We start from the raw sequence: 25,311 nt of genomic DNA, 5'->3' as shown, positions 1-25,311 counted from the left end.
ATCGCTTAACAGCAATTTTCGTATTTTTGACCCCTTTTGGGTCTCTAAAGGCATCCTAATGAGTCTCTTATTTTCTAGCTATATCTTAAATGCACCACGCGGCCCACTAGAGCTGGCTAATCGGATTTTGGTTGCTCCCATGTGCCAATATTCAGCTAGAAATGGTGAAGCCACCGACTGGCATTTGATGCACTGGGGCAATCTTTTAAATAGTGGTGCTGCCTTATTTATCATTGAGGCAACCGGCGTTACTCCCGAGGGCCGAATTACGCCAGCCTGTTTAGGTCTATGGGATGACCGGACGGAAGCTGCGCTTCAGGATAAATTGCATCGTGCCCGCGCTCTGGCACCAGCAACCCCAGTATTTATTCAGCTTGCACATGCAGGACGTAAGGCATCTAGCGCCACACCCTGGGATGGTGGCCAGCTTTTAGCTGCCGATAAAGGTGGTTGGGAAACCTTGGCGCCTTCAGCAATTCCCCAGTTGGATGGCGAACGTCTGCCGCATGAATTGTCAAAGTCTGAACTCAAGCAATTAATCGATGATTTCGTGATGGCAGCAAGGCGTGCTGACAGAATTGGTATAGATGGTATTGAGCTGCATGGCGCCCATGGTTATCTCTTGCATCAGTTTTTATCGCCGATTGCGAATCAGCGTAAAGATGAATATGGTGGTTCGTTTGAGAACCGGATTCGTTTTCCTTTGGAGTTATTTGCTGCTGTAAGAGCGACTTATCAAGGAGTTCTGGGTATTCGTATTTCTGCAAGCGATTGGATCGAGGGCGGCTGGACTCCAGAAGAGACTGCCGACTTTGCAAAACAACTAAAACCTTTAGGATGCAACTTTGTTCATATCTCTTCTGGTGGAATTTCACCACAACAAAAAATAGCACTTGGGCCTCGTTATCAAGTTCCATTTGCAAAAATTGTTAAAGAAGAATCTGGTTTACCAACGATGACAGTTGGTTTAATCACAGACCCACATGAAGCTGAAGCGATTTTGCAAGATGGCGACGCTGATTTAATCGCTATGGCTAGAGCCTTTTTATATAAACCGCGTTGGGGGTGGGAAGCTGCTGCCGCCTTAGATGGTAAGGTGACAGCTAACGAACGCTATTGGCGCTGCCTTCCTAGAGAGGCTCAAGCTGTATTTGGAAGTGTCAAAATAGGGCAGAGATGAACTATGCAAATCCATCAAGAACAAAAATATTTTTAGGAGACCATTATGACCAGATTGCACAAAGTCTGTAAATTATTCGCGACGCTTGTATTCGCTGCGATAACCCAGTTTGCTGGTGCACAAGCCTTTCCAGATCGCCCCATTACACTGGTAGTGCCTAATCCACCAGGTGGTCTGGTAGACACTTCAGCGCGCCTCCTAAGTGAGCCTCTAACACGCGTCATTGGGCAGCCAGTAATCGTTGATAATAAGCCTGGTGCTAGCGGTAATACAGCATATCAATATGTTGCAAAGGCTAGGCCAGATGGCTATACCTTATTGATTTCTTATTCTGGTTATCACGTTGGTAATCCAGCCTTGATGGATAAATTGCCTTGGGATCCTATTAAGGATTTTTCACCGGTAGCTTTGTTGACGGTTTCCACCAATGTGATCGCTGTTCATCCTTCAGTGCCCGTGAATAACCTAAAAGAGTTTATTGCTTACGCTAAAGCCAATCCTGGTAAATTAAATTACGCTTCACAAGGCAATGGTTCAGTCTCTCATATCGGTACAGAGATCTTTAAACAGACTACTGGTGTTGATATGGTCCACGTGCCTTACAAAGGCTCTGGTCCCGCAGTTCAAGACGTACTTGCAGGGCAGGTGCAGGTTTTTATTAGCACGCCACCATCTTTGATGCAACATGTGCAAAGCGGCAAGCTGAAAGGATTGGCAGTAACCGGAAAAAATCGTCACCCTGGTATGCCTAACGTGCCAACAACGGCAGAGGCTGGTCTACCTTCATTTCAGCTGGAATCATGGGTGGCTTTGTATGCGCCTACTGCTACACCTAAACCGGTTATTACTAAACTAACCGATTCTGTAAAACAGAGTTTGGCTTTGCCGGAAATTAAAGAGCGTGCTGATGCAGCTGGTGTTGAGTTGCGTTATTACAATCCTGCACAAATGGATGCCTTGCTCAAGAAAGAACTGCCTTATTGGCATAAGGCAATCAAAGCTGCCAATATCACTCTCGACTAATCGTGTTCTTAGGCCTGATCTCGCAACACGGGGTCAGGCAATGCTAGTGCAAACGCTCTAGCAGCACTGAGTAGGAATTGATCTTTGCCTGGGCCTGCAATCAACTGTACACCTACAGGCAATCCACTGGGTCCGCTAGCGACGTTGATGTTAATGCAGGGTAAGCCTAGCATGCTCCAGTCTCTACAAAAAATAGGATCGCCTGTTCCATCTTTTATTAATGGGGCTTCACCAGTGGCACTGGCTGCTATCAGGATATCGACTTCATCATTAAATAGATCTGCTATTGAAGCTTTAGCGCGCTGAACCATTAATAAATCTTTGGCATATTGTTCATAGCTTATTTTGCCGCCCTCATTGAGCAACTTGCTAATTTGAGGGTTAATTTGCTTTGGGAAATTCATGCGCTCAAACATAAGGCTGCGAGACATCTCCGACAGCATAATATTAGTTTGGGCTTGCGTTAAACCATCGCATGCCTTTGGCAGCTTTTGATTGCCAACGCTGCCTTTGCAAATCGACTCGGCTGCATGTCGCGCTACTGCCAGGGCTGCAGCAGTTTCTTTTTGTGCGCTTGACCAATTAGCGGTTTTGCAAAGTCCAATGCGAGGTTTGTTATGCAGATCAATGACTGTAGCTAATCGATGGTCACCGCTCATGGCGGCAATCCCTAGAGCAACATCCTCTACGCTGCGGCCAAAGCATCCCAATGTATCCATCGAGATCGAAAGGCTTTTGGCGCCAGCAATGCTGACTTTTCCAAGACTGGGTTTGAAGCCAACAACGCCACAATATGATGCAGGGCGAATAATTGACCCAGCAGTTTGACTGCCTGTTGCCAAGGGCACCATGAAGTCAGCAACTGCAGCAGCTGAGCCACTCGATGATCCCCCTGGACTATGTTTACTGTTATGGGGATTGGTAGTCACACCACCCTTAAAGGTAGCAAATTCTGTGGTGACTGTTTTTCCTAGAATGATGCCGCCAGCTTGGCGCATGAGGGCGATTGAAACGGCATCAGCGCTGGGATAGTTATTTTGATAGATGGGTGATCCATAAGCGGTCGGCAGGTCATAGGTATCGAATAGATCCTTTACCCCAATTGGTAGGCCATGTAATAGCCCCTGTATTGGCCCTTTATCAAGCGCTTTAGCTCTGGCTAAGGCATTTTCTTTGCCAAGGCTGACCCAGGCTTTTATAGAGCTCTCTCGCTGGCCAATTCGGTCTAGACAGGAAAGGAGTAAATCGGTTGCCTTAATGTCTCTTTTGGACAAGGCTTTTGCAGCTTGGGAGGCGCTCAGGCTTTCTAGATCTTTCATAAGTTCTATTCTACGTTTGGTGGCGTATGATCGCAATTTACCGTTTTACCATTCCTAATTAGTCAAGATAGATCAATGAAGCAACATTCAGTCCGTGAAGCATGGCTGGAGGACGCCGTTAGGCACCTTGAGCCCGTATTTTCAAAGGCAGGCTATGCCATCCCCCCAGTAAGAGTTTCCTGTGGATTTCCGGCCTCTAGTAGCCCTAGAACCACCTTGGGGCAATGTTGGCCTCGTGAGCGCTCAGGAGGCGGGGTCAATGAGATTTTTATCTCACCCAAATTAGACGATCCAGTGCAGTTATTGGATACCTTGGTTCATGAGCTCTGTCATGCAGTCGACGATTGTTTTAGCGGCCACGGCGAGGATTTCAAGGGCATTGCTCAAACAGTAGGTCTAGAGGGGCCTGCGAGGATGGCTCATGCCACTGAAGAGCTAACAGTGAGACTGATGATGATTAGCCAAGAACTCGGTCCATATCCTCATCAGGCGATTGTCTTTCCACCGCCCAGACCCAGCAATGCGAGTCGTAACAAGGCAAAGTGTGGCCAATGCGGTTATGAGGTTACTCTACTAAAAAAAATGGGCTAGTTATGGTGCACCCATCTGCCCAAAGGATAATGTTCGAATGGAGGAAGCCGTTCCAGAGACAATCGAAAATACCAGTGATTACGACAGTGAGTCAGTTGCTAAGGGTGGCAAGTCAGCCCCAGATGAAATCCGGCGCGCTATCAGCTAGTGTATAAATCAACCTAATTGCAGTAAACAGAACCATTCATTATTTGAGACAAAAACCATGAACGCAAAAAAAATATTTAAGAATCCAAAAATCGCAGTGATCCCTGGTGATGGTATTGGCAAGGAGGTCATGCCAGAGGGTGTACGCGCATTAGAAGCTGCTAACCGCAAATTTAATATCGGAATGCAGTTCGACCATTTTGATTTTGCGAGCTGTGACTACTACCTTAAGCATGGCAAGATGATGCCGGATAACTGGTTCGAAACGCTTATGCAATACGACGCCATCTTTTTTGGCGCTGTTGGTATGCCAGACATTCTTCCGGACCACGTCTCTTTGTGGGGCAGCTTAATTCAGTTCCGTCGTGGCTTTGATCAATATGTAAACTTGCGTCCAGTGCGTTTATTGCCGGGCATTCCATGCCCCCTGGCAAATCGTAAGCCTGGCGATATCGATTTTTTTGTGGTCCGTGAGAACACTGAAGGTGAGTATTCTAGTGTTGGCGGCAAGATGTTCCCAGATACTGACCGCGAGATCGTCATTCAAGAATCTGTCTTTACAAGACAGGGCGTTGATCGTATCTTGCAATATGCATTTGATTTAGCGCAAAGCCGTCCTAAGAAGCATTTAACTTCAGCAACAAAATCCAATGGTATTGCCATCACAATGCCATACTGGGATGAGCGTGTTGAAGCGATGTCAAAGAAATTTGCTGACGTGCGTACCGATAAATATCACATTGATATTTTGGCAGCACACTTTGTGATGAATCCCGATCGTTTTGATGTTGTTGTTGCAAGCAACTTGTTTGGAGATATTCTTTCTGATCTGGGCCCAGCATGTACTGGCACTATTGCGGTGGCACCATCAGGAAGTATTAATCCAGAAGGTAAGTTCCCATCATTATTCGAACCGGTTCATGGCTCAGCTCCAGACATCTTTGGCAAGATGATTGCGAATCCGATTGGCCAAATTTGGAGCGGGGCGATGATGTTAGATCACCTCGGTTATCCAGAAGCGGGTAAAGCCATCTTCAATGCCATTGAAAAGGTCTTACTGGCGGGTCCTGGCCATGCGCCTCTGACACCAGATGTTGGTGGTACTGCGAAAACTGATGATTTGGGTAAGGCGATTGCAGCTGCAATCTAAATTGAATTAAGGGGTAGCATTTAAAGGACTCCATACGGGGTCCTTTTTACTTGCCTTAGCAATTTCCGCAAGAATCTTTTTGTGTTGGGCGATGTCATCATCGCTGGCAGTCAATATCTGTAGATCTGTTGGGAGTGCCCTGGTATGTCCTGACGCATCTGCACCAACGGTATAGTCAATGAGATCAATCGAGAGATCTTCTTGACCCCTTGTCATCGCAACATAAACCTCGGCTAGGAGCTGGGCATCTAAAAGCGCGCCGTGCAAGGTGCGGTGTTGGTTGCTAACAGAAAAGCGTTCACATAGTGCATCTAAAGAGTTACGCTTCCCAGGAAACATTTGGCGAGCATCGAGTAATGTATCGGTAATCTTTGCTGCTAGATTGCGGAACGGTGGACGTTTGAGAAGTGCAAATTCATTATCTAAGAAGCCTAAATCGAAGGCTGCGTTATGAATCACAATTTCAGCGCCGTCTACAAACTCAATCAGTTGTTCAACAATATTTGCGAAGACGGGTTTGTCAGATAGAAATTCGCGTGACAGGCCATGAACAGCAAAAGCGCCAGCATCGATATCACGCTCTGGATTGATGTAGTAATGAAAAGTTCTGTCAGTCAGGCGACGACCAACCATTTCTACGCAACCAATTTCAATAATGCGATCACCTGTAGCTGGATTTAAGCCAGTGGTTTCAGTATCGAGAATAACTTGACGCATTAGGTTCCTTCGAGCACTGACGGCGGTATATCCATTGGACCATTGCCTGCATATTTATCGAGGTAGAGATAAATCACTGGAGTAATAATCAAGGTCACGAATTGAGAAAAGATCAGGCCGCCAGCGACGCTAATACCAAGTGGTTGGCGTAATTCAGCGCCGGCACCTAAACCAAAGGCGATTGGAATGGCGCCCATCAGAGCAGCAAAGGTCGTCATCATGATTGGGCGAAAGCGCAAGATACAAGCTTCACGAATAGCCGCTTCTGGAGACATGCCTTGATTCCGCTGAGCGTCTAGAGCAAAGTCAATCATCAAAATCGCATTTTTCTTGACGATACCAATCAGCAGCAAGATACCGATAGAGGCAATGATGGTGAGTTCAAAGCCAAAGATCCGCAGAGCCAAAATAGCGCCAATGGCTGCAGACGGAAGTCCAGCCAAGATTGTCAGTGGGTGGATATAGCTTTCGTACAGAACACCGAGCAAGATATAAATAACGCCTAGCGCCGAGAAAATCAGGATTAACTGACCCGATTGATTGCTCTTAAATACCGCAGCATCACCACCATAGCTGGTGATGATGGATGGCGGCAAATCGATCATCTTGGTGTACTCCTCAATTTTCTTGGTGGCATCACCCAAGAAAATATCTGGGGCCAAGTTGAACGAAAGGGTAACCGCAGGAATTTGACCTTGATGGTTTACCGCAGTAGGTCCAACAGTACGAGTAAAGCTAGCAACACTAGATAAAGGAATAAGCTTATCTGTAGCGCGTCCGCGCACAAAGATCTTATTAAGATCCGTTTCGTATTGACGGTCTTCAACGGCAGCTTCCAAGATGACGTAATAAGTATTGACTGGTGTGTAGATGGTCGAAACTTGCTTTTCACCAAAGGCAGAATAGAGCGCGGTTCGTATATCAGCAATAGTCACCCCAGCACTGGCTGCTTTCTCTCGATCAATATTGATTTTGACGTTCAAACCTTTAAGCTGAGAGTCACTGGTGACATCTCTAAACATGGGGTCAGCACGCATTTTTTGCATGAGCTTATCGGCCCATTCATTCACACCTTCAAAGCCAACGCTTTGTAAAGTAAATTGATAGCGACTCTTACTGCTTTTGCCGCCCAGTTGTAGGTTTTGCACAGGGCGCATGTACACCTGCAGGCCAGGGATCTCTTTAAATTTAGTACGCAGCCCTTCCATGATTTTGGCCATCTTGGCCCGATCACTTTTGGGCTTCAAGATGATGAAAATACGGCCAGTGTTGTAGCCGGAGCTATTGCCACCACCAATGACTGATATTGAGCTGGCAACGTTCGGATCGGCATTGACAAGTTCAGCTGCTTGATCTTGTAGGGTTAGCATGGCCTTAAAAGAAATATCTTCAGAAGCTTCAGTGGTTGCTAGAATTTGCCCAATGTCTTCCTCCGGGAAGAATCCCTTGGGACTGCTTACAAACAATGCGATAGTGATTACGAATGTTGATACAGCACCCCACAACACAATCTTGCGATTTTTTAGGGCAAGATCAAGGTAATGAATATAAGTCTTGAGCATCCAATCAAAGAAGCGATCAAACTTTTTATTGATGGCATATTCTTTAGCATGCTGACCAGGTTTAGGTAGGAAGCGACTGCATAGCATTGGTACTACCGTAAGGGACACCACCGCAGAAACTAAAATGGAGAGCGAAACAACGACAGCAAATTCTCTAAAGAGCAAGCCAATAGGGCCCGGCATAAAAAATAAGGGGATAAATACCGCAACCAGCGAAATGGAGATCGAAATAATGGTGAAGCCAACTTCTTTACTTCCTTTTAATGATGCTTTGAGCGGATCCATGCCTTGCTCAACGTAGCGCATGATGTTCTCGAGAACAACGATTGCATCATCCACCACTAAACCAACCGCCAAGGTAATGCCCAGCAAGGAGATGTTGTCTAGGCTATACCCCATAAAGTACAGCAGAAAGAATGCGCCAATCAATGAAATCGGCAGGCTTATAGACGGAATAATGGTTGCTGAAATATGCTTCAAGAACAGGAAGATCACAAGCACTACTAGCAGGACGGTTAGCCCTAAGGTGAGATTGACATCATGAATCGCTTCAATGATGGAGAGGGAGCGATCATTTAACAAAGTAAGCCGTATAGATTCAGGCATTTGTTTTTGCAGTTGCGGCAATAGTTGTTTTACTGCTTTAACAACTTCTACAGTATTAGCACCTGGTTGGCGCAAGATGGCAATTGCAATTGAACGTTCGCCATTTGAGCTAGCGAGAGTTTTGACATCCTCGTATGACTCGATTACGTCAGCAACATCCTTGAGATAAATTGGTAAACCATTTTTTTGACTCACAATTAGGTTGCCGAATTCTTCGGCACGGACTAATTGGGGATTGGCATAAATTGTGATTGCTTGTCGGGGCCCATCTAAAACGCCCACTGGACTATTAGAGTTCGCTTTATTAATTGCAGTTGCGACATCGTCCACCGTCAGGTTGCGATTTGCTAAAGCATCAGGGTGAACTTGTACTCGGACGGCATAACGCTTTGCTCCATAAACCAACACCTGTGCAACACCGCTAATGGTGGATAAATTTGGAGAAAGTAAATTCTCGGCGTATTGGTTGATGTCAGATAGGCTAATAGAGGGTGAACTCATGCGCACCACTAGTACCGGGGTATCGGAAGGATTAATCTTGCGATACGAAGGTGGCACGGTCATTTCGATTGGTAGACGCTTTTGCGCGCGTAGTAGAGCGGCTTGAACATCAACTGCAGCTTTATCAATGTCTCGATCGTTATTAAATTCGAGCGTAATGCTGGTGCTACCTAATGAATTTGTAGAGCTAATGATGGTGATGCCATCAATCGTTGAAAATTCCTTTTCTAGCGGCAGAGCAACCGCTGACGCCATATTTTCGGGCGATGCACCTGGCAATGAGGCGTTAACGGAGATGATTGGAGTGTTAAAGCTCGGTAGAGCAGCTACTGGAATCTTGACATAAGCAACTGCACCAGCAATCACGGTGGCTACTGACAGTAGCACCGTCATTACCGGACGCCGAATACATAATTCGGAGAGCGTCATTTTTTCTCTACGGCTGAAGGCGTTGCAGGAGCGGGTGCTGGTTGTGCATTCGCAGTGCTCGCTGGAGTAGATTTTGCTTCGCGCACTTTGCTACCAGGACGTAAGTTTTGCTTACCTTCAATAACTACTCTGTCTCCAGCTTCTATACCAGTCACTACAGAAGAACCTTGATACTCGTAGATCACCTTCACTGGTTTGGATGCTGTTTTGCCATCTTTATCGACAACATATACTAATTTTCCACGAGGATTGATCACAACAGCCTGCGATGGAATCGCTAGGGCATCTTTTAGTGTGTTGGCAATGAGCGATACGCGGGCAAACTGACCTGGTAATAGTGTTTTGTTTTCGTTCGGGATTTGTGCTTTTACACGGACAGCTGCAATAGAAGGATCCACTTGGTTATCAATGACGATTACCTTACCTTCATAGGTTTGCTTGCCACTCTCACCGACTGTGACCTTGACAGCCATGGCATCGCCATCCAATTGATTCTCAAGCATCACTGGGATATCTTTTTCAGGAATGACGAACTGAACGTTGATCGGGTTGAGTTGTGTAATCGTGACCATGGAACCTACGCTGGAGGTTGCCGTGGAATTAGTGGAAGTAGAAACTACATTACTTGCTTGAACCAGTGAACCGGGGAAAACATTTACGATACCCGCACGCCCATCAATAGGTGAGCGAATGTAGTCAAAAGATAATTGAACTTCAGCAGCCCTGGCTGCGGCTTGAGCTGATTTGGCATTCGCTAAAGAAGTTTCGAGTCCCGCTTTGGAGATGAAGTTCTTATCTACCAGTTCTTTGGCTCGCAAATATTGCTTCTGGGCATCGTCAGCTAAAGCCTTGAGTTTTTCATAATTGGCTTTGTCATTGCGATCGTCCAAGACAAACAGGAGATCGCCCACTTTTACTTCTTGACCATCTTTCACTTCAATTTTGGCAACGGTATTAGTCACCATCGGGCGTATATCCACTATGCTCGCAGAAACAATAGTGCCAGTAGCTTCAATAATGAGGGGGATATCTTTTTTCTCAACTACGAGGGTGGTCACTGTTACGGGGCCACCAGCTTTTTCGGATGCTGGGAAAAAGTAATCATAGGCTTTAGATCCAGCGTAGAGAACGAGGAGCACTAGCAGAATGCGCCACTTAAACCGAATTACGAAAGATTTGGCTGTTGCGTAATCAATTTTCTTGAGTTGACTCATTCTCTGCATTGCTTGGGGAGAATACTTTTGCCAGAGAGCGCAAAGACGCGCCTTAACCGTATCTTTGATTTGCACTAATTTGGCAAATAATTTGTCGAGCGTAGATTCTATTTTTGACACAGTCTCGTTTTCTTGGTTTTATAGGGTTCTAGTGCTGTTTTAGCGCTTTTTTGATCAAAGCCATTCTCTCATAAGACTGCCAAAATAGTGCTTTTGCAACGATATTGGCTCTAGGGTAGAAACTCTTCAACACCCTTATTTGCAAGCTGGTCTGCCAGCTCATTACCAGGGTGACCGTTATGACCTCTTACCCAATGCCAAGAAATATTGTGATCAGGCAGCAGGGCGTCTAATTCTTGCCAAAGATCGGCATTTTTTACAGGGTCCTTGCTGGCAGTCTTCCAGCCCCGTTTTTTCCATCCCTCAAGCCATTCTGTGACCCCTTTTTGGACGTATTGAGAGTCGGTCCAAAGTTCGACTGTACTTCTTTGTTTTAGGGCGCGGAGGGCAAAAATCACGGCGCAAATTTCCATGCGGTTATTCGTGGTGAGTTGTTCCCCGCCATGAATATGTTTTTCATGGCCGCCTGAGCGCAATACTGCACCCCAGCCACCGGGACCGGGATTGCCTTTGCAAGCGCCATCGGTATAGATCACGATATGTGGCGTAGGTGAGGTTGAATTAGTGTGCGACATTGCTTTAATTTACCGTGTCCTGAACTTCTTTAAGTTGACTACGCTCTGCAGCAGGGGCAAGTTGTTGTATAGCAGGAATACGTACCGGTGAAATTTGCCCAATCAAACGGATGCCTTGCTGACGCTTGATGGCTGACACTAAGAAAACTGCACCAAATATTGGCCACCAGCGGTTACCCATGGATTCTAAGAAATCCATGCGGCCCATAGAGGAATGCCCTTGCAGGGGAAATTTATAGCAGCCAAAGTGACCGCGGTCTAAGGAAAAGTTTAGTAATTGCAACCAATCTTTAACGCGTATCAGGCTGATAAATTGACCGTCGCGAGGCAAATAAGGGTTGCCAATCAGCCTGCTGAGATATTGGCGTGCCCCCCATAAGCTTGCTGGATTAAAGCCGAAAATAATGAGGCGGCCCTCGGGACGTAAGACGCGATCAACCTCTCGCAAAATCTGGTGAGGATCAGTCGCAAATTCGAGAACATGGGGAAGCACCACTAAATCCAGACTTTCACTTGCAAATGGCAATTCAGAATAATTACCTTCAATCAGATGCCAATTAAAACGGGCTGCATATTCATGACTGTCGTTGGGGTGCATTAGGAGCGCTTGCAAAGGCATGCGATTCTCGGTCAAGGTATTCATTTGAGGCATGCCAATTTGAACCGCATGGAAGCCAAAGACATCGGCAACGATCTGGTCGCAGCATTTTTGCTCCCAGCCCAGCACATAGCGTCCTGGTGGGGATTGCAGCCATTTCTCCCATGAGCTCCATGGGGGTGCAGGCATCTGCGAGGGGATGGGTGGGGTTGGTATCATCGGTTTATGGATAAGAATACTTTATTGCAAGTTTGGCCTATTCCGGCCTTTGATGACAACTACATCTGGTGCATCCATGATGGTAGGTCGGCCTTAGTCGTTGATCCGGGTGATTTTGCCCCGGTAGAAGACTATCTTTTGCAAAACGACCTGGTGCTTATGGGCATCCTGATAACCCATCATCATGCCGACCACACTGGCGGAATACTCAAGCTATTGAATAGCTTTGGTAAGCATATTCCGGTTTATGGGCCAGCTGGCACTGATATTCCGGGGCGCACAGTAATCGCTAAGGAGGATGACAAGCTAGAAATCACGTTGCCCAGAATTAGCCTTAAGGTTATCGAGGTTCCAGGGCATACGCTGAGTCATATTGCCTACTTCGCCAATATGCAGGCCAATGTCGTGGAGCCGATGCTGTTTTGTGGTGATACCTTATTTGCATCTGGATGTGGTCGCTTGTTTGAAGGCACCCCAACACAGATGACGCAGTCATTAGCCAAGTTTGCAGCCTTACCTAAAAACACCTTGGTGTTTTGCACCCATGAATACACTTTATCCAATATTCGTTTTGCTTTAGCCGTGGAGCCGAATAATTTGAACTTGATTTCTTGGTCAGAAAAAGCTCAGGCACTCAGAGCGCAAAATCTTCCGACATTGCCAAGCACGATTGGGCAAGAGCTTCAGGTTAATCCCTTTATGCGCTGTGATCAGGCTGAAGTCATTGCAATGGCCAAGGAAGTTTCAGGTCAGCAAGAATTGCCAACGCCAGCCCATGTTTTAGCGGTAGTGAGGGCTTGGAAAGACCGATTCTGATGCGTTTGTATGCAGCGGCAATTCTGCTTGCCGTTTTTCTATCTGGTTGTGCTGGAACCGGTGATTGGTCATCTGATACCCCCACCAAGGCAAATCCGAAATCATCCAAGGCTGCGCGCGTCAATCTCAAGAGCCAATCGGTTAGCAAGGTTTATGCGCCATCCGATAACCTATGGTTAAGGATTCGAGATGGATTCCAGATGGAGCCCATGAATACTCCCTTAGAAATTGAGCAGGTACGTTGGCTCAGTGCAAGGCCAGATTATGTAAATCGCTCTATGGCGCGCTCTTCACGATATATGTTTTACATCGTTCAAGAAGTCAATACCCGCAACATGCCAACGGAGATTGCATTGCTACCATTTGTGGAAAGCGCTTTTGTTACTAATGCGAAGTCCAGTGCAAAGGCAGTGGGGTTATGGCAGTTCATGCCAGCGACGGGCAAAGACTTTCGTTTAACACAAAACGTTTTTAGGGATGAGCGGCGCGACGTAGTGCAATCTACGGATGCTGCCCTAGATTATCTGCAGCGTTTACATAATCAGTTTGGTAGTTGGGAGCTAGCATTGGCGGCATATAACTGGGGCGCTGGAAATATTTCTAGGGCGCAGAAACGCAACCAAGCCGCAGGCTTGTCTACGGATTACGAGAGCCTCACCATGCCAAGGGAAACTCGTAACTACGTACCCAAACTTATGGCTTATCGTCAAATCGTTCTTGACCCAGAAGCTTACGAAATTGTTTTACCAGAGCTTGAAAACCATCCATACTTTATAGCCTTGGATATTGATAGTGATATTGATGTGGCACTCGTGATTAAGCTTGCTGAAATTCCGACAGAAGAGTTTCACAATCTCAATCCTTCTTTTAACAAGCCAGTCATATTAAGCAATGCTAATCAACAGATCCTCTTGCCATTTGCCCATGCTGAGATCTTTCAAGCAAATCTCAAGGGTTACAACAAACCACTATCTTCTTGGACTGCAGTGAAGGTGGCAAAGACCGAAAATGTTGATCAAGTTGCTAAAACTTTGGGCGTAGATGTTGATACCTTAAGAACTGTGAATGGCATTCCTAGGGGCATGCGTATTAGGGCTGGCTCAACAGTACTTATACCGAAAACCAGTCGAAGGCCCGGGGATGTTTCCACAGCAATGGCTGAAAACGCCAGCTTGAGCCTTGAGAAGCCTCCACCTCCAGCCTTAAAGTGTGCAAAGCCAGCTAAGGGTGGAAAAAATACTAAGTGCCCTATCTCAAAAAGCGGATCTAAGGGTAATTCTTCTGCAAAAAATGCTGCATCTCAGCATAAATCCGCATCGACAGGCCTTGCAAAATCTGCGAAAAATGGTAGCTCAGCGACTTCTGCAAATAAGGGGGGCGCTAAAACACCGTAATTTCAGTAACTTTTTTATTAGGTTGACTATGTCCTATAAAGCCCATCATGAACGCTCAGTAAAAGATCCAGATGGTTTCTGGGGTGAGCAGGCAAAGTTAATTCATTGGGAAAAACCATTTAATCAGGTTCTAAATTACGATAACCCGCCATTTGCAAAATGGTTCCAAGGGGGTCTTACTAATCTTTGCTACAACGCAGTCGACCGTTATGCAAAAGATCAACCAAATCAAATTGCCCTGGTTGCGGTTTCCACTGAAACCAATTTAGAAAAAGCATATACATATCAAGAGCTCTACGAAGAAGTGAATCGTATGGCTGCTATTTACCAGGCGAACGGCATTCAAAAGGGTGATCGTGTCCTGATTTACATGCCAATGATTGCTGAGGCTTGCTTTGCAATGCTTGCTTGCGCTCGTATCGGTGCAATTCATTCGGTCGTGTTTGGCGGCTTTGCTTCCCATAGCCTGGCATCGCGCATTGATGATGCAAAACCTAAAATGATTGTGACTGCAGAGGCGGGCGCGCGTGGCGGTAAGGCCGTTCCTTACAAGCCCTTATTGGATGAAGCAATTAGTTTGGCCGGCTATAAGCCTGAAAAAGTATTGATTGTGAATCGCGGTTTAACGGAGTTCACTACTGTTGCAGGTCGAGACTTGGACTATGCGGCTGAGCGTCAAAAACACCTGAACGATATTGTTCCAATTGAATGGGTAGATGCAACCCATCCTTCATACATTCTGTATACCTCTGGTACTACTGGTAAGCCGAAGGGTGTCCAACGAGATACCGGTGGTTATGCGGTTGCTCTAGCTTCGTCCATGAAACATATTTTTACTGGTAAAGCTGGTGAAACTATGTTCTGTACTTCGGATATTGGTTGGGTAGTTGGTCATAGTTACATCATCTACGCACCATTGCTCAGCGGTATGGCTACGATTATGTATGAAGGCACACCATTACGCCCTGATGCAGGCATCTGGTGGGAATTGGTTGAGAAGTACAAAGTTTCAGTTATGTTCTCAGCGCCAACTGCCGTCCGCGTTCTCAAAAAACAAGATCCTGCTTTCTTAACTAAATACGATCTATCTTCATTGCGTGCATTATTCTTAGCAGGCGAGCCATTAGATGAGCCAACTGCAAGCTGGATTCATGATGCAATTCAGAAGCCGATTGTCGACAACTACTGGCAGACCGAAACTGGCTGGCCAATGCTGGCAATTCAGCGCGGCGTAGAGGTTATGCCGCATAAGTTTGGCTCACCTGGTGTGCCATCCTTTGGATACAACATGAAGTTGCTCGATGATGCTACTTCTGCAGAATTAGGTCCTGATCAAAAGGGTGTTATCGCCATTGAAGGTCCACTGCCTCCAGGTTGCATGCAAACCATTTGGGGTGATGACAAACGGTTTATCAGCACTTATTGGGAAACCATTCCTGGTAGATTGATTTACTCCACATTTGATTGGGGTATTAAAGACAAAGATGGATACTTCTTCATCTTGGGTCGTACTGACGACGTCATCAATGTAGCTGGTCATCGCCTTGGAACTCGCGAAATTGAAGAAAGCATTTCTAGTCATCCCAATATTTCTGAAGTGGCTGTTGTGGGAATTGAAGACAAACTCAAAGGTCAGGCCGCCATTGCATTTGTAATACCTAAGGATGCCTCTAAAGCAGAAAATTTAGAAAAAGAGTGCATGAAGACAGTGGACTCCCAGTTGGGCGCAATTGCACGTCCCGGTCATGTTTATGTTGTGACGGCTTTGCCTAAGACTCGCTCTGGAAAAATTGTGCGGCGCGCATTGCAGGCTGTTGCAGAAGGCCGAGACCCAGGTGATATCAGCACTATGGAAGACCAGACTGTTTTGGCTCACATTAAGACCATTATTGAACAAGGTAAGCAAACCTAAGTCTGGATAGAAATCCTCCTCCGGCTAAGAGCCTGAGGAGGAAATCCCGCCTGGAGCGCCAATTGGCTGTTATTTAAGGGTTTACGAGCAAAACTGGTATCATTGCAAGGTTCGAAACTTAATAAATACCCTAGCGCTTAAAGACACTCACCTCCCGCATAAACAAGCCCCGGGTTGGTCTTTTTGGGGGTTTTGAGCGTCGGATGGAGCAGGGACTGGAGATGGTTTGTCACCCTTGCTTCCTTCTTTTCCTCCTGCCGTGTTGGCCCTAGCCGACGGCACTATATTTCCCGGTTTTAGTATTGGCGCCCCAGGCGAAACTACCGGCGAAGTTGTTTTCAATACCGCTTTAACTGGCTATCAAGAGATCATTACCGATCCTAGTTACTGCCGTCAAATTGTTACGCTTACTTATCCCCATATCGGCAACGTTGGCGTTAACGCTCAAGATGCAGAGTCTGATCAGATTCATGCCGCTGGTTTAGTAATTAAAGATTTACCCAAGCGTGTCTCCAGCTTTCGCTCAGAAGGAAGTCTTGATGCTTATCTGACTAAAGCGGGTGTCCTTGGCGTTGCTGGAATTGATACCCGTAAGTTAACTCGCATCCTGCGCGACAAAGGGGCTCAATCCGGAGCAATCGTGGCTGGCAAATTGGGTGATAGCTCTGAAGCTTTGGGCAAGAAAGCCCTAGAACTTGCAAAAGCTTTTCCAGGTATGTCTGGCCTAGATTTAGCTAAAGTAGTTACTACCAAAAAATCTTATCCATGGCGTGAAGCAGAGTGGTTATTGCACGGTCCTGAAGACAGGTCTGCTTATAAAACCTTGGATATCAGCAAGCCGACTAAGAAAGTGGTCGCTTATGACTTCGGCGTAAAACATAATATTTTGCGAATGCTGACTGAGCGCGGTTGCGAGTTGACTGTGGTACCAGCGCAAACCAGTGCCGCAGAAGTACTTGCCATGAATCCAGATGGTGTATTTTTTTCAAACGGCCCTGGAGACCCTGGTCCTTGCGATTACGCTATTGCGGCAGCAAAAGAAATCATTGAAAAGGGTATACCAACGTTTGGCATCTGCCTAGGTCATCAAATTATGGGTTTAGCAGCTGGAGCCAAAACTTTAAAGATGAAGTTTGGTCACCACGGTGCTAACCATCCAGTGAAAGATTTGGATACTGGTCGTGTAGCGATTACCTCGCAGAACCATGGCTTTGCAGTCGATGCAAACTCTTTGCCGGATAACATTCGCGTAACGCATGTTTCTTTATTTGACGGTTCCTTGCAAGGTCTTGCCTGGAAAGACAAGCCAGCTTTCTGTTTCCAGGGTCATCCAGAGGCCTCACCTGGGCCCCATGACATTGCCTATTTATTTGATCGTTTTGTGGAGCTCATGAATGCTGCCAGCCAGAAGGAGGGCAAATAATGCCTAAGCGTAGCGACATTAAGAGCATCCTGATTATTGGTGCAGGCCCCATTGTGATTGGTCAAGCCTGTGAGTTTGATTACTCTGGCGCACAAGCCTGTAAAGCTTTGCGTGATGAAGGCTATAAAGTCATTTTAGTAAACAGCAATCCAGCTACCATCATGACCGACCCTGAGATGGCGGATGTGACTTACATCGAGCCGATTACCTGGGAAGTAGTTGAGCGCATTATTGCCACTGAAAAACCTGACGCTATTTTGCCAACTATGGGCGGACAAACCGCTTTGAATTGCGCATTAGATCTTCATCGTCACGGTGTATTAGAAAAGTACGGGTGCGAATTGATTGGCGCCTCACCAGAAGCAATTGATAAAGCGGAAGATCGTCAGAAATTTAAAGAGGCGATGACCAAGATTGGCCTAGGCTCCGCCAAGTCTGGTATTGCTCATTCAATGGATGAGGCACTCGAAGTGCAGCAGCATATTCAGCGAGAATCCGGCAGCTCAGGCTTTCCTGTGGTTATCCGTCCTTCTTTCACCATGGGTGGATCAGGTGGTGGCATTGCTTATAACCGTGAAGAGTTTGAAGAGATTTGTAAACGCGGTCTTGATTTATCGCCAACGCGAGAACTCTTGATTGAAGAGTCTCTTTTGGGGTGGAAAGAATTTGAGATGGAAGTGGTGCGTGATCGGAACGATAACTGCATCATTGTTTGCTCAATCGAAAACTTGGATCCAATGGGTGTCCATACCGGCGATTCCATTACTGTTGCCCCGGCACAAACGCTGACCGATAAAGAGTATCAAATCATGCGGAATGCATCGATTGCCGTTCTGCGTGAGATCGGTGTAGACACCGGTGGATCAAACGTGCAGTTCTCGATCAATCCCGTTGATGGCCGCATGATTGTCATTGAGATGAATCCGCGGGTATCTCGCTCATCGGCATTGGCTTCTAAAGCAACGGGTTTCCCGATTGCCAAAATTGCAGCCAAGTTAGCGGTTGGCTACACCTTAGATGAACTGAAGAACGATATTACTGGCGGTGCTACACCGGCATCATTCGAGCCTTCGATTGACTATGTTGTCACAAAGATTCCACGCTTTGCTTTTGAGAAATTCCCGCAAGCAGATTCACGTTTGACAACTCAAATGAAATCGGTTGGTGAAGTAATGGCGATTGGTCGCACTTTCCAGGAGTCTTTCCAAAAAGCCCTGCGAGGTCTAGAGGTTGGAGTTGATGGCTTGGATGAAGTATCTACTGATCTTGACGACATCATTAATGAAATCAATGAGCCGGGCCCTGATCGTATTTGGTATCTAGCAGATGCTTTCCGAATGGGTATGGGCTTAGATGAGATTTATGCTGAAACTAAAGTTGACCCATGGTTCTTGGAGCAAATTGAAGAGCTCATCACCATTGAAGCTGAACTGAAGCAACGCAAGATTGATAGCCTTTCAGCAGCTGAGCTGCGTGCCGTTAAGCAAAAAGGTTTTTCTGATCGTCGCTTGGCCAAATTACTGGGTGTTGATGCCTCATCAGTACGTGCAGCACGTCACCGGCTCAAAGTGCTTCCTGTCTACAAGCGTGTTGATACTTGCGCAGCTGAGTTCTCTACTAATACTGCCTATTTGTATTCCACCTATGAAGCAGAGCATGGCGAATGCGAATCCAATCCAACCAATAGAGACAAGATCATGGTCTTAGGTGGTGGCCCTAACCGTATTGGCCAAGGTATTGAGTTTGACTACTGCTGCGTTCATGCTGCTTTAGCAATGCGTGAGGATGGCTATGAAACCATCATGGTTAACTGCAATCCAGAAACGGTCTCGACTGACTACGATACATCTGACCGTTTGTACTTTGAGCCACTCACTCTTGAAGATGTCTTAGAAATTGTTGCCAAAGAGAAGCCAAAAGGTGTAATCGTTCAATACGGCGGTCAAACCCCTTTGAAACTGGCCTTGGATCTTGAGCGTAATGGCGTGCCGATTATTGGCACATCACCAGACATGATTGATGCTGCTGAAGATCGAGAGCGCTTCCAAAAACTTCTGCAAGATCTAGGTTTGCGTCAGCCGCCTAATCGGACTGCGCGTGCTGAGGATGAGGCTTTAAAGCTTGCTGAAGAAATTGGCTATCCATTGGTAGTACGTCCTTCCTACGTGCTTGGTGGCCGCGCAATGGAAATCGTTCATGATGGCCGTGATTTAGAGCGCTATATGCGTGAGGCCGTGAAGGTATCTCATGATTCACCAGTGTTGCTAGATCGCTTCCTCAATGATGCGATTGAGTGTGATGTTGACTGTATCAGCGATGGCACTAAAGTCTTTATTGGTGGAGTGATGGAGCATATTGAACAGGCCGGCGTCCACTCGGGTGACTCAGCGTGCTCATTGCCACCATATTCTTTATCTGATTCAACCGTTGAAGAAATTAAACGTCAAACTGCAGCGATGGCTAAAGGCCTCAATGTGATTGGCTTGATGAACGTACAGTTTGCGATTCAGAATGTTGATGGCAAAGATGTCATCTTTGTATTGGAAGTGAATCCGCGTGCTTCACGTACTGTTCCATTTGTATCAAAAGCCACTGGTCTACAGTTGGCCAAGATTGCTGCACGCTGTATGGTTGGCCAAACATTGGAGCAGCAGGGAATCAAGGCAGAGGTAAAGCCACCTTACTTCTCTGTTAAAGAAGCTGTATTCCCGTTTAATAAGTTCCCGGGCATTGATCCAATCCTTGGGCCTGAGATGCGCTCGACCGGTGAAGTGATGGGTGTAGGCAAAACCTTTGGCGAAGCCTTATTTAAATCTCAACTGGGCGCAGGCATTAAATTGCCTAAGAGTGGCACTGTGCTGTTGACGGTTAAAGATAGCGACAAGCCTAAAGCCATTGAGGTCGCTAAGCTTCTCCATCAATTGGGCTTCCCAATGGTTGCTACTAAAGGGACCGCTGCTGCAATTGAGGCAGCAGGCTTGCCAGTGCGTTTAGTAAATAAGGTCAAAGATGGTCGTCCGCATATCGTGGATTTCATCAAGAATGGTGAGATTTCCTTGGTCTTCACAACTGTCGATGAGACCCGTACTGCCATTGCTGACTCTAGATCTATCCGAACTACAGCTCAAGCAAATGGGGTGACTTACTATACGACCATCAGTGCTGCCCGTGCGGTAATGGATGGCTTATTAGCCTCCCAAAACGGCAGTAAAGAGTCTCTAGAGGTTTATTCCTTGCAAGACTTACATCGGAAGCTCATTTAATCTAAAATTAAGTTTTGTACGCGCAATCGAGCGCAAGAATTTAAGTTAGGTTGGCAGTATGAGCACAATTCCAATTACCAAGCGCGGTGCAGAACTCCTCAAAGAAGAGCTGCATCGCCTCAAGCATGTTGAGCGTCCATCAGTTATTAACGCTATTTCTGAAGCGCGTGCGCAAGGAGATCTCTCTGAGAACGCTGAGTACGATGCTGCTAAGGAAAAACAAGGTTTTATTGAAGGGCGTATTCAGGAGCTAGAAGGCAAGTTATCTGCTGCCCAAATTATTGACCCTGCTTCACTAGATGTTTCTGGCCGTATTGTTTTTGGCGCCACTGTTGATCTTGAGGATCTCGAAGATGGGACCAAATTTACCTATCAGATCGTGGGCGATGATGAAGCAGATATTGCATTAAATAAAATCTCCATTAGCTCTCCAATTGCCCGCGCATTAATTGGCAAAGAAGAGGGCGATGTCGTTGCTGTCCAAGCTCCAGGCGGTAATCGGGAAGTTGAGATTTTGGCAGTTCGCTATATCTAAGATAACTTCGATGCACGCTGGCGCACAACGCCTTTTTATATTGATAGCCGGTGTTTGGGTTGGCAGCATCCTTGCTGTTGGTTATCTAGTTGCTCCAACCATTTTCAGCACCCTCACTGATCGTCAAGTGGCTGGTATGGTAGCTGGTAGTATTTTTAAAGCTGAGGCATACCTTAGTACGACTGTATGCATTGTGCTCATGGTTCTTGCAAACCTTCTCGTTACACGCGGTCTTGGACACTACAAAACGATTCGCTTGATCTTATTGGGAATGTTACTTTGCTCAGTGGCTGCTGTATTTGTATTCATCCCTTGGATGAATACACTCCGAGACCAGGCATTGTTACATGGCATGCCAGTGATGTTATCTCCATCTGCCGATCTATTTGGCAAGCTTCATGGTGCATCTAGCATCGTGTTTACGATTCAAAGCGCGCTGGGTATTTTTTTGGTTTGGCGCCTGACAAAACCAGTTTAGTAACAAGCCCTGGACAATAAAAAAACGCCGACTAGCGGCGTTCTTCGAGTTAATGTAATCTATTAAGATCCGAGCGATTTTTTCTTATTACTGCTCATGCGAACCTTACGCTTCTTGATGGGAGCAGGGGCAGCAGCAGCCTTACGGTAACCTGGTGATGACCAACCAATTTTGGACTCAGCAGCTTCAGAGCGAAGAACACGTTTCTTAGGTGTGGCGGATTTTACGGCTGCAGCGCGTGCGAATGGTGCTGCATTCGAAGCAGAGCGACGATCTGATCTTTCTGAAGTGCTGGTACGTACACCAGATTTTGCGGGTGCGCGGTTCGGCTGGCGTTTAGTGCGCGGTGCTTGCAGTGACTTTTTCGTTTGCTTGGATGATCTACTGAGATTCGAGAATGCCTCATCAACTACATCTTTTGGCTTCCACAGAACAAGTAGCTTGCCAATGTGTTGAACTGGTGCTGCGTCGAGTTTGTCGCAGAGCTCCTCATAAATTGCAACCCGGGCTTCACGATCATCTCCAAAGACCCGAATCTTAATAAGCCCGTGGTGATTAATCGCGAGCTTAGCTTCTTTAATAACCGCCGGTGTTAATCCATCTCCGCCAACCATGACAACAGGGCTGAGATCGTGGGCATCGGCTTTAAGGGATTTGCGTTGAGCGGGGGTAAGAGTTAGAGCAGTCATGGCCTCGATGATAGAGCATTGAGCACTTAAAAAGCCTCTTTAGACAGGATTTGACACTTTTTAGAGCGATTCCTTTTGCTTTAGGGGTGTAAAACTAGGAAAATGTCAGGTGAAAGTGGGTAAGTTGTGGCAAAGAATAAATTTAATAAAAGTTGGTTGCAGGATCATTTAACCGATCCCTATGTGAAGATGGCTCAGAAAGAGGGCTATCGTGCTAGAGCGGTTTACAAGCTTAGTGAAATTGACGAGCAAGATCACCTCATACAAGCAGGCATGACTATTGTCGACCTTGGAAGCGCCCCCGGGAGCTGGTCTCAATACGCGCGCAATCGCTTAACCGAACTTGGTAAAAGTAACCCCATGATCGAGTCTGGTAAACCAGATGGCCTAATCATCGCTATTGATATTTTGCCGATGGAAGATATCGCTGATGTCTCCTTTATCCAAGGTGACTTTCGTGAAGAAGAAGGTCTTCAGGCGCTTGAAGCTTTACTGCCCAAAAATGCCGAAGGAAAGGTCGATCTCGTTTTATCCGATATGGCGCCAAACCTTTCTGGTGTGGGTGTTGCAGATGCTGCCCGCATGGCCTTTTTGGCAGAAATTGCACTCGACTTTGCGGTAGATCACCTTAGGCCTGAGGGCGCTTTATTGATTAAATGCTTTAACGGTAGTGGTTATAGCCAGATTGTCGAATCCTTTAAAAAGGTCTTCAAAACGGTTGCTTCTCGAAAGCCCAAAGCCTCTAGGGCCAGATCTTCTGAGATTTTCCTTTTGGGTAGAAACTTAAAACCACCCAAATAGAGTCTCAAGGATGGATGAATCACCCCAATAACCCCCTGTAATACATGGGTTTATTAAATAAATATGCCATTAGCCCTTGAAAAAGGGTGGTAGTAGAATCAAATACTTAGAAAGCAAGTGGCTTTAACTCCTGGATAGATCCAGTAAAGGAAACAATTTGAACAGCAATATGTTCCAAAAAATCGGCGTGTGGCTCATCGTGGGCTTGGTACTTTTTACTGTTTTCAAACAGTTTGACAAGCCCAAGGAGCAGACACAAGTCACGTACTCCCAATTCATGGATGACGCTAAAGCGGGAAAAGTGAAGCGCGTTGACGTGCAAGGTCGTACCTTACAAGTCACTCCTGCTGATGGCAATAAGTATTCCATCATCTCTCCAGGAGATATCTGGATGGTTGGCGACTTAATGAAATATGGCGTGCAGGTCACTGGCAAGGCGGACGATGAGCCGAATATGTTGGTATCTGCCTTGTACTATCTCGGACCTACTTTATTGATTATTGGTTTTTGGTTCTTCATGATGCGTCAAATGCAAGGTGGCGGAAAAGGCGGAGCATTTTCCTTTGGTAAATCGAAGGCTCGCCTCATTGACGAAAATAGCAATACAGTTACTTTTGCTGATGTTGCTGGTTGTGATGAAGCTAAAGAAGAAGTCTATGAGCTGGTTGATTTCTTAAAAGATCCACAAAAGTTTCAAAAGCTTGGCGGCCGTATTCCGCATGGTGTTTTGCTTGTGGGTCCTCCTGGCACTGGTAAAACCTTGTTGGCACGCGCCATTGCTGGCGAAGCCAAGGTTCCTTTCTTTTCTATCTCTGGCTCTGATTTTGTAGAGATGTTTGTTGGTGTTGGTGCATCCCGTGTACGCGATATGTTTGAGAACGCCAAGAAAAATTCACCATGCATTATTTTTATTGATGAGATCGATGCTGTCGGTCGTCATCGTGGTGCAGGTATGGGTGGCGGTAATGATGAGCGCGAACAAACCCTGAACCAAATGCTGGTTGAGATGGACGGTTTTGAAAGCAATAGCGGTGTCATCGTTGTAGCCGCTACCAACCGTTCCGATGTATTGGATAAAGCTTTATTACGCCCAGGTCGCTTCGACCGTCAAGTCCATGTAGGCTTGCCTGACATTCGTGGTCGTGAGCAAATCTTGCAAGTTCATATGCGTAAAGTTCCAATCGATCCCGATGTCAATGCTGCAGTATTAGCGCGTGGCACTCCGGGTTTCTCTGGTGCGGACTTAGCTAACCTAGTAAACGAAGCTGCACTATTTGCCGCGCGTCGCAATAAGCGCTCGGTAGATATGAAAGATTTTGAGGACGCTAAAGACAAGATCTATATGGGCCCTGAGCGTAAGTCTGCGGTGATGCGCGAAGAAGAGCGTCGCAATACTGCTTATCACGAGTCTGGTCATGCAGTAGTTGCTAAAAGCCTGCCCAAAGCCGATCCAGTGCATAAAGTCACCATCATGCCGCGTGGCATGGCCTTGGGTGTGACATGGCAGCTACCAGAATTTGATCGAGTGAATCTTTATAAAGATCGCATGATGGAAGAGTTGGCGATTTTGTTTGGCGGCCGCGCTGCTGAAGAGTTATTTTTGAACTCCATGAGTACTGGCGCTTCAAATGACTTTGAACGTGCGACTAAAATGGCGCGCGATATGGTGACGCGTTACGGCATGAGCGATAGCTTGGGCACCATGGTTTATGTTGATACAGAATCTGAAAGTATCTTTGGTCGCAATAGCACCAAGACTGTTTCTGAATTGACCCAGCAAAAGGTGGACTTTGAGATTCGCACCCTGATTGATAGTCAATACAATCTAGCGAGATCTATCCTAGAGCAAAATCGCGATAAGGTAGAAGCGATGGTTGCCGCACTCCTCGAATGGGAAACTATTGATGCAGAGCAAATTAACGACATCATGGAAGGTCGCCCGCCAAGAGTTCCTAAGCCACCCCCTGCAACGCAGTTTGGAAACTCTGCTGGTACGCCAGGACCAGCGGCTGGTAGCGCTCCAGCGACAGCTTAATCTCCAGCTATCTT

The 25,311-nt window shown here is 46.5% G+C and carries 20 protein-coding genes; 13 read left to right on the top strand and 7 right to left on the bottom strand.

Going from position 1 to position 25,311, the window contains the following annotated elements:
- Window positions 1–58 precede the first annotated feature (58 nt).
- A complete protein-coding gene (locus tag C2740_RS04980; protein ID WP_215291981.1) occupies window positions 59–1,180 on the top strand; it encodes an NADH:flavin oxidoreductase/NADH oxidase in 1,122 nt (373 codons plus the stop codon).
- Between the two features lie 45 nt (window positions 1,181–1,225).
- The gene (locus C2740_RS04975) at window positions 1,226–2,203 is read left to right on the top strand and encodes a tripartite tricarboxylate transporter substrate binding protein (protein WP_215291980.1); all 978 of its coding nucleotides are present in this window, start codon (window positions 1,226–1,228) and stop codon (window positions 2,201–2,203) included.
- 8 nt (window positions 2,204–2,211) lie between these two features.
- Here the strand turns inward: C2740_RS04975 and C2740_RS04970 are convergent, their stop codons facing one another.
- A complete protein-coding gene (locus C2740_RS04970; protein WP_215291979.1) occupies window positions 2,212–3,522 on the bottom strand; it encodes an amidase in 1,311 nt (436 codons plus the stop codon).
- 75 nt (window positions 3,523–3,597) lie between these two features.
- Between C2740_RS04970 and C2740_RS04965 the strand changes: the two genes are divergently transcribed.
- Window positions 3,598–4,113 carry a SprT family zinc-dependent metalloprotease gene (locus C2740_RS04965; RefSeq protein ID WP_215291978.1) on the top strand — a complete coding sequence of 172 codons (516 nt, stop codon included), beginning with the start codon at window positions 3,598–3,600 and terminating at the stop codon, window positions 4,111–4,113.
- Between the two features lie 205 nt (window positions 4,114–4,318).
- A complete protein-coding gene (locus C2740_RS04960; protein ID WP_305848894.1) occupies window positions 4,319–5,410 on the top strand; it encodes a tartrate dehydrogenase in 1,092 nt (363 codons plus the stop codon).
- 6 nt (window positions 5,411–5,416) lie between these two features.
- Here C2740_RS04960 and dnaQ read toward each other — a convergent pair whose 3' ends face one another.
- The 5 genes from dnaQ to C2740_RS04935 form a co-directional block, all read right to left on the bottom strand.
- Window positions 5,417–6,127, bottom strand: a complete 711-nt coding sequence (gene dnaQ, locus C2740_RS04955; RefSeq protein WP_215291977.1) for a DNA polymerase III subunit epsilon — start codon at window positions 6,125–6,127, stop codon at window positions 5,417–5,419.
- A complete protein-coding gene (locus tag C2740_RS04950; protein ID WP_215291976.1) occupies window positions 6,127–9,225 on the bottom strand; it encodes an efflux RND transporter permease subunit in 3,099 nt (1,032 codons plus the stop codon). Before C2740_RS04950 ends, dnaQ begins: the two co-directional genes overlap by 1 nt.
- A complete protein-coding gene (locus C2740_RS04945) occupies window positions 9,222–10,559 on the bottom strand; it encodes an efflux RND transporter periplasmic adaptor subunit (RefSeq protein WP_215291975.1) in 1,338 nt (445 codons plus the stop codon). Before C2740_RS04945 ends, C2740_RS04950 begins: the two co-directional genes overlap by 4 nt.
- Before the next feature lie 110 nt (window positions 10,560–10,669).
- A complete protein-coding gene (gene rnhA, locus C2740_RS04940; protein ID WP_215291974.1) occupies window positions 10,670–11,134 on the bottom strand; it encodes a ribonuclease HI in 465 nt (154 codons plus the stop codon).
- Between the two features lie 4 nt (window positions 11,135–11,138).
- Window positions 11,139–11,921: a class I SAM-dependent methyltransferase gene (locus tag C2740_RS04935; protein WP_251369596.1), complete on the bottom strand. Its 783-nt coding sequence runs from the start codon at window positions 11,919–11,921 to the stop codon at window positions 11,139–11,141.
- Window positions 11,922–11,957: 36 nt separating this feature from the next.
- On the opposite strand from C2740_RS04935, the gene gloB reads away from it, so the two are divergent.
- The 7 genes from gloB (at window position 11,958) to C2740_RS04900 (ending at window position 21,772) form a co-directional block, all read left to right on the top strand.
- Complete coding sequence (gene gloB / locus C2740_RS04930) at window positions 11,958–12,767, top strand: hydroxyacylglutathione hydrolase (RefSeq protein WP_215291972.1); 810 nt, start codon at window positions 11,958–11,960, stop codon at window positions 12,765–12,767.
- On the top strand, window positions 12,749–14,161 hold the full coding sequence (locus C2740_RS04925) for a transglycosylase SLT domain-containing protein (RefSeq protein WP_251369595.1): 1,413 nt from the start codon (window positions 12,749–12,751) through the stop codon (window positions 14,159–14,161). Before gloB ends, C2740_RS04925 begins: the two co-directional genes overlap by 19 nt.
- A gap of 28 nt (window positions 14,162–14,189) precedes the next feature.
- A complete protein-coding gene (locus C2740_RS04920; protein ID WP_215291971.1) occupies window positions 14,190–16,073 on the top strand; it encodes a propionate--CoA ligase in 1,884 nt (627 codons plus the stop codon).
- Between the two features lie 235 nt (window positions 16,074–16,308).
- Window positions 16,309–17,496: a glutamine-hydrolyzing carbamoyl-phosphate synthase small subunit gene (gene carA / locus C2740_RS04915; RefSeq protein ID WP_215294321.1), complete on the top strand. Its 1,188-nt coding sequence runs from the start codon at window positions 16,309–16,311 to the stop codon at window positions 17,494–17,496.
- The gene (gene carB / locus C2740_RS04910; RefSeq protein ID WP_215291970.1) at window positions 17,496–20,759 is read left to right on the top strand and encodes a carbamoyl-phosphate synthase large subunit; all 3,264 of its coding nucleotides are present in this window, start codon (window positions 17,496–17,498) and stop codon (window positions 20,757–20,759) included. Before carA ends, carB begins: the two co-directional genes overlap by 1 nt.
- A 58-nt stretch (window positions 20,760–20,817) precedes the next feature.
- Window positions 20,818–21,294: a transcription elongation factor GreA gene (gene greA / locus C2740_RS04905; RefSeq protein WP_215291969.1), complete on the top strand. Its 477-nt coding sequence runs from the start codon at window positions 20,818–20,820 to the stop codon at window positions 21,292–21,294.
- Between the two features lie 10 nt (window positions 21,295–21,304).
- Entirely contained in the window at window positions 21,305–21,772 is a 468-nt protein-coding gene (locus C2740_RS04900; RefSeq protein WP_215291968.1) for a DUF4149 domain-containing protein, read from the top strand.
- A gap of 62 nt (window positions 21,773–21,834) precedes the next feature.
- Here the strand turns inward: C2740_RS04900 and C2740_RS04895 are convergent, their stop codons facing one another.
- Window positions 21,835–22,461, bottom strand: a complete 627-nt coding sequence (locus tag C2740_RS04895) for a YhbY family RNA-binding protein (protein ID WP_215291967.1) — start codon at window positions 22,459–22,461, stop codon at window positions 21,835–21,837.
- Window positions 22,462–22,587: 126 nt separating this feature from the next.
- On the opposite strand from C2740_RS04895, the gene C2740_RS04890 reads away from it, so the two are divergent.
- Entirely contained in the window at window positions 22,588–23,262 is a 675-nt protein-coding gene (locus C2740_RS04890; protein ID WP_215291966.1) for an RlmE family RNA methyltransferase, read from the top strand.
- A gap of 157 nt (window positions 23,263–23,419) precedes the next feature.
- Window positions 23,420–25,297 carry an ATP-dependent zinc metalloprotease FtsH gene (gene ftsH / locus C2740_RS04885; protein ID WP_215291965.1) on the top strand — a complete coding sequence of 626 codons (1,878 nt, stop codon included), beginning with the start codon at window positions 23,420–23,422 and terminating at the stop codon, window positions 25,295–25,297.
- Window positions 25,298–25,311: the final 14 nt, after the last annotated feature.

The sequence above is a fragment of the Polynucleobacter sp. MG-5-Ahmo-C2 genome, assembly GCF_018687735.1.
GTDB lineage: Bacteria > Pseudomonadota > Gammaproteobacteria > Burkholderiales > Burkholderiaceae > Polynucleobacter.
This window is presented reverse-complemented; position numbering and strand designations above follow the sequence as displayed.